This is a genomic window from Pseudomonas sp. FYR_7, from assembly GCF_043106155.1.
In the GTDB taxonomy this organism is placed as follows: domain Bacteria; phylum Pseudomonadota; class Gammaproteobacteria; order Pseudomonadales; family Pseudomonadaceae; genus Aquipseudomonas; species Aquipseudomonas parafulva_B.
In genome coordinates, this window is sequence record NZ_JBICMI010000010.1 from 109,871 (window position 1) to 115,933 (window position 6,063).

Here is a 6,063-nt window from a genome sequence, read left to right on the forward strand (position 1 = left end):
AACGCGCTTCTTGCTCATAAAGTGGCCGATTATAACCACACCCGGGCGCCGGTGACAGGCAGCAGCGCCCAAGGGCGGCGTGGATTGCGAAAAACCGACGCCTGACGCGCCCGCCGCCTCAGTGCAAGGCTTTGCGGGCGAACTGCCGAGGCCGGAAACCGCACAGGTACAGGCAACCAAAGTAGGTGACGACGCCCGCCATGATCAGCGCCATCAGCCGCATCAGTCGTTCAAGCATGTTCCCCTCGACCCAGGCCGTCAGGTAGTGCATGCCGGCCAACAGGACACCGGACATCAGGCTTGCCGCCAACACCAGCTTGAGCAGAAACACGGCCCAGCCCGGTTGCGGCTGGAACAGCCGCTGGGTGCGCAGTTTCCAGAACAGCAAGCCGGCGTTGAGGCAGGCGCCAAGGCTGATGGCCAGGGCCAGTCCGGCATGCGCCAGCGGGCCGATGAGCACAAGGTTGAACAGTTGCGTGCAGACCAGGGTGAAGACGGCAATCTTCACTGGCGTGCGAATATTCTGCTGCGCATAGAAGCCCGGCGCCAGCACCTTGACCATGATGATTGCCAGCAGACCAACGGAATAGGCGATCAGCGCCTGCTGGGTCATGGCCGCATCGGTCGCGCTGAATTTGCCGTACTGGAACAGGGCCACGGTCAGCGGCTCGGCAAGGATCGCCAACCCCAGCGTACACGGCAGCACCAGCAAAAAGCACAAGCGCAGGCCCCAGTCGAGGATGCGCGAGTACTCTTCCCGGTCCTTGTTGGCGTAAGTCTTGGCCAGGGTCGGTAGCAAGATGGTGCCCAAAGCGACGCCCAGGACACCAGACGGCAGTTCCATAAGCCGGTCTGCGTAATACATCCAGGAGACAGAACCTGCCACCAGGAACGAGGCGAAAATAGTATTGATGATCAGCGATATCTGGCTCACCGAGACGCCGAGGATGGCAGGGATCATCTGCTTGAGCACCCGCCACACGCCTGCATCTTTCAGGTTCAGCCGCGGCAACACCAGCATGCCGATCCTTTTCAGGGCCGGCAGCTGGTAGAGCAGTTGCGCCAGGCCACCGGCCAGCACGCCCCAGGCCAGCGCCATGATCGGCGGATTGAAATACGGCGTGAGCAATACGGCGAACACGATCATCGCCACGTTCAGCAAGGTCGGCGTGAAGGCCGGCACGCTGAAGCGGTTCCAGGTGTTGAGGATGGCGCCCACCAGCGATGACAGCGAGATCAGCAATATATAAGGAAAGGTGACCCGCAGCAGATCGGTGGTGAGCTGGTATTTCTCGGCGTTGTCGACGAAACCAGGCGCCGTGGCCCACACCACCCAGGGTGCGGCCAGTATGCCGATGCCGGTCACAACGGCCAGCACCAGCGTCAGCAAGCCGCTGACGTAGGCCACGAAAGTACGCGTGGCCTCTTCGCCCTGCTGGCTTTTGTATTCGGCAAGAATGGGCACGAATGCTTGGGAGAACGCCCCTTCGGCAAAGATGCGGCGCAGCAGGTTGGGTAGCTTGAATGCAATAAAGAAGGCATCGGTGGCAACGCCGGCGCCGAAAATACGCGCCAGAATGGTGTCGCGGACAAAGCCCAGCACCCGCGAAATCATGGTGATCGAGCTTACCGCAGCCAGGGATTTGAGCAGGTTCATCGAAAAGATTCACGCCAATGACAGAGGACGCTGCCAGAGCGCGCCCGAATGTGCGATACTCCCGCGCCTTCGCAGGGGAGCCAAAAATTCCCGAGTGTACAGGTCGCGCAGCAGAAAGGAATCTTTCCCGCTTGTTGGCGCACCGCTCGGCGGAACCTTGCAAGTGGCCTTGACATCCGTCCGACTGATCGGCATGATTCGCGGCCTATTTTGTTTGCTATTTACCTAAAGTCTTTCGAGGAGCTCGACGGTGGCCAACTCACCTTCCGCCAAGAAACGTGCAAAACAGGCTGAGAAGCGTCGCAGCCACAACGCCAGCCTGCGTTCCATGGTCCGCACCTACATCAAGAATGTAGTTAAAGCCATTGACGCAAAAGACGCCGAAAAAGCGCAAGCCGCTTACGTTCTGGCTGTACCTGTAATCGACCGTATGGCCGACAAAGGTATCATCCACAAGAACAAGGCTGCTCGTCACAAAGGCCGTCTGAATGGCCACATCAAGGCGCTGAAAGAAGCTGCAGCTGCCTAAGCGACGCGCTAGTCAAAAAACCGACCTCAGGGTCGGTTTTTTTATGCCTGCGTTTTGTCAGTTTCCCGGTTCGTGGCTCAACGCACGCTCTGAATAGTTGCAGGGCCGCATGGCGGCCCTGCCCTGTATCACTTGGCGATCTGGATCTTGGGTGCCCACTGCAGCCATTCGTCTTCGGCTTTTTCGAACAGCGGGAAGGTTTGCCTTGGCCGAGCCGGGGTGCCCATGCGTTCACCCTCGGGCGTCGCGAAGGCGATACCGCCATCGATCAATGTTTCCAGCGACTCCGTGCGCACGGTGGCGCCCTTGAACAAGCCCCAATCGAAGCCAAAGCCGCTGCTGTTCCAGAAGCGGCTGCCGCTACGTACCAGGCTGGCATAACGTGGCTCGATCAGAATGTGGATCAACACCCTGTCGGCACTCTGCCCCAGCTCGACATCGGTCACCTTGCCCACCGCCACCTCGCGGAATGTCACGGGCACACCGGGCTTGATGGAGCCTAGCCGAGGTGCGCTGAGGGTCACTGGCAAACCCACTTCGGGCCCCGCAACCTCGGGCGCTTCGGCCAGTGCGATGAAGTCACGCTGAGGACCCCTGTCCTTGACCGCAGGCTGTACCTCCAGGTACTGCCCGCCTACCAGCGTGTCGAGGTTTTCGGTGCGCACCAGGCCGAAGGATGGCTTGACCACCCAAAACTGAGTGCCGGCACGAGCTATGCGCTCTGCCGCTTCGGTAATACGCGCCTTCAACAGCACTGCCTGCATGTCCTTGGTAAGGTCCACACTTTCTACACTGCCCACATCCAGCCCCCGGAAGCGGATGGCGGTGCCTGGCTTGAGCCCATCGGCACGCTCTACGCGGATGGTGATAAGGGTACCGGCACGATTGGCTGCCTCCTGGCTCTCATGCAAGCGGAAACGCGGGATATGGCGCTTTAGCGGCACATTGGGCCGTGGCGTGTCGAAGGCAATGCCGCCTGCCATCAAGGTCTGCAGGGATTCACTCTTGATCTTGATGCCGGACAGGCCACCGGTGAGGGTAATACCACTGGCGTTCCAGAACCGTGTCGAGCCGTTTACTAGTTTTTCGTATTCTTTCTCGATGTGAACACCGATCAGAATGCGGTTGCTGTCACGGGCGAACTGATAGCTTTGCACGCTACCTACCTTCACCTGCTTGAAGGTTACGGGGCTACCTACTTCCAGGGAGCCCAGGGTATCTGCGAACAGCACCATGTGCAGGCCCGGCGCCTTCAGGTCCAACGGCGGCGCTTTGGCGCGCGCTTCGAACTCGCGCTCAGGGCGAGCGCCTTTCTCGCCAGGGCGGATGGCAATGTAGTTACCCTTGACCAGCGCTTCCAGGCCCGTGATGCCCGCCAGGGAAATGGAAGGCTTGACCACCCAGAACTGGGTGCCATCAACCAGATAGTCTTCGGTCAATGGGTCCAGCGTCAGCTCGGCGGTGGCGCTGGATAGGTTGTCTTCCATTTTCAGGGTCTTGAGAGAGCCCACCTGGATACCTTTGTACATGACGGGCGTACGGCCTGCCTGCAAGCCCTCGTAGTCGCTCAGCTTTACCTTTACTCGAATACCGGCCTGAGCTGCATCGAAGTCCTCGTACAGGCGAAATGGCAGGCTTGGGTCAGTGGGCGGGCTGTCCTTGCGGTGCTCTGGCGTGGCAAAGGCGATACCGCCGGCGACGATGCTCGACAGCGACTCACTGCGCACCTTGACCCCCGACAGAGAGGCATCGATGCTGACGCCGCTGGCGTTCCAGAAGCGCGTGTGCTTGCGCACCAGACTCGCATAGGCCGGCTCAATGAAAATCTTCACCTCGACCGTGCTCTGGTCTTCGGAAAGCCGGTAACTCTTCACGCGGCCGACCTGGATTTGCTTGTAGAAGATCGGGCTGTCTTTATTGAGCGACCCCAGGCGCTCGGCCTTGAGGGTAAGGTGCAAACCAGGCTCGGAATCCGACAGTGGGGGTGCCACCTTGAGCGCGGTGAACCGCTTGGTGGGCTCCCCTTCTCCAGGGCTGACGGCAATGTAGTTACCAGACACCAACGTCTCGAGGCCGGATATACCTGCCAGGCTGACGCTCGGCTTGACCAGCCAGAAACGCGTGCCCTTGTTCAGATGCCCTTCGGCCGCCTGGTTCATCTCGATGGTAGCGATGACACCCTGATTCTCGCCCTCTGCATCCAGCACCAGGCTCTTGACCTTGCCGACCGGCATGCCTTTGTAGATGACTTCGGTCTTGTTGGCGACGATGCCTTCGCCCGACTCGAAACGCACCTCGATCTGCACGCCAGCCTCACGGTAGGCCTGCCATGCGAGCCAGCCTCCGATCATCAGCGCGATCAGGGGCAGGATCCAGATGGCCGACCAATTGGAGGCAGGGCGGGTTTTAGCCGTTGGCAGGTCACTCATGGTCGTCATCCGACTCCGTGTTATCCCAAATCAGTCGGGGATCGAAAGTCAAAGCAGCAAGCATTGTCAGGATCACCACAGTTGCGAAGGCGACAGCGCCCAGATTGGCTTCGACATTGGCTATCCTGCCGAAATTCACCACTGCCACCAGAATGGCGATGACGAATATGTCGAGCATGGACCAACGTCCTATGAATTCGATGAAACGGTACATCCAGATCCGTTGACGCGCCGACAGGGGCTGCCTGCGCTGCACGGAATACAACAGCAGGCCGATCCCCACCAGCTTGAACGTAGGCACCAGGATACTGGCCGTAAATACCACGGCCGCAATCGGTACCATGCCGTGCTTGAGCAGGGCAATGACGCCCGACATGATGGTGTCGGGCGTGCCTTGACCGAATGAGCTGACGGTCATGATCGGCAGCACGTTGGCCGGAATATAAAGAATGGAGGCAGCGATGAGCAGCGCCCAGGTGCGCATGATGCTGTTCGGTCGACGCGGATGCACCCTGGCACCGCACCGCGTGCAGGTTTGGGATGCGTCGCCTGTGGCTTGCCTGTTCAGTTCATGACACTCGTTGCAGACAACGATACCTGCATCAATCGCCCGCATGCGGGTCCTCCCCCGATAATGCACTCCAGACCTGGTGTGGTGACATTACGACCTCCAGCCAGACCTGAATCAACAGCAGGCTGATGAAGCAGAACAGCCCAACCCCTACGGTAAGTTCTGCCAGGTCCACCAATTTGACGATAGCCACGAGCACGCCCATGAAGTAGACCTCGAGCATGCCCCAGTCACGCAAGTGGTGATAGGTCCTGTACAGCAACAACCCTAGCCTGCGCCCTGTGTTAAGCCGAATCGCCAGCAAAACGACCAGCTGACACATCAGTTTTGCCAGCGGTATGGCCATGCTGCACAGGAAAACCACGATGGCCACCCCCTGCATGCCCGAATCGTACAATCCCAGTACGCCGCTCCAGACGGTGTCGTCCGATGTCTGACCTAGCAGATGCAACTGCATGATCGGCAGGAAATTGGCTGGGATGAACAGCGCCAGCGCCGTCAGCACCAACGCCAGGCTGCGATTGACCACATTATGCCGGTGCGCATAGAGCTCGTAGCCGCAGCGTGGGCAAAGCGCTTTTTCACCGGGGTGGATCACAGGTTTGCGTAAGAGTAGATCGCATTCATGGCATGCGACCAAGTCTTCGAGTGACAGATCAGCCAGCGTTTCTGGCTCGACGGGGTTGGACATAGGACGCTTCTGAGTAAGTGCGTGGGGTTATTCTAGTGATCTTATGGAGGGCGGCATAGGCTGGAGATACAGCTTCGAATGGCCAGGCGATCTAAATTTGGATTCTTGCCGATCAGGGAGGGGTGCCTGAGCGACAGGCAGGCTTGGAAAATTTTTTGGACGCTCAAAGACAAAACCCCTACCTGC

General features: G+C 59.3%; 5 protein-coding genes. 1 reads left to right on the top strand and 4 read right to left on the bottom strand.

The features are described 5' to 3' along the window. Nucleotides 1–118: 118 nt before the first annotated feature. Entirely contained in the window at nucleotides 119–1,657 is a 1,539-nt protein-coding gene (murJ, locus tag ACF8R3_RS01390) for a murein biosynthesis integral membrane protein MurJ (protein ID WP_392514694.1), read from the bottom strand. Between the two features lie 250 nt (nucleotides 1,658–1,907). Between murJ and rpsT the strand changes: the two genes are divergently transcribed. Beyond that, nucleotides 1,908–2,186 carry a 30S ribosomal protein S20 gene (gene rpsT, locus ACF8R3_RS01395; RefSeq protein WP_023533220.1) on the top strand — a complete coding sequence of 93 codons (279 nt, stop codon included), beginning with the start codon at nucleotides 1,908–1,910 and terminating at the stop codon, nucleotides 2,184–2,186. Between the two features lie 128 nt (nucleotides 2,187–2,314). Here rpsT and ACF8R3_RS01400 read toward each other — a convergent pair whose 3' ends face one another. The 3 genes from ACF8R3_RS01400 to ACF8R3_RS01410 are packed head-to-tail and all read right to left on the bottom strand — an operon-like array spanning nucleotide 2,315 to nucleotide 5,877. After that, on the bottom strand, nucleotides 2,315–4,615 hold the full coding sequence (locus tag ACF8R3_RS01400) for a PqiB family protein (RefSeq protein WP_058638658.1): 2,301 nt from the start codon (nucleotides 4,613–4,615) through the stop codon (nucleotides 2,315–2,317). Continuing rightward, nucleotides 4,608–5,231, bottom strand: a complete 624-nt coding sequence (locus ACF8R3_RS01405; RefSeq protein WP_058603173.1) for a paraquat-inducible protein A — start codon at nucleotides 5,229–5,231, stop codon at nucleotides 4,608–4,610. The genes ACF8R3_RS01400 and ACF8R3_RS01405 overlap by 8 nt, the downstream gene beginning before the upstream one ends. After that, the gene (locus ACF8R3_RS01410) at nucleotides 5,218–5,877 is read right to left on the bottom strand and encodes a paraquat-inducible protein A (protein WP_196125945.1); all 660 of its coding nucleotides are present in this window, start codon (nucleotides 5,875–5,877) and stop codon (nucleotides 5,218–5,220) included. Before ACF8R3_RS01410 ends, ACF8R3_RS01405 begins: the two co-directional genes overlap by 14 nt. Nucleotides 5,878–6,063 lie beyond the last annotated feature (186 nt).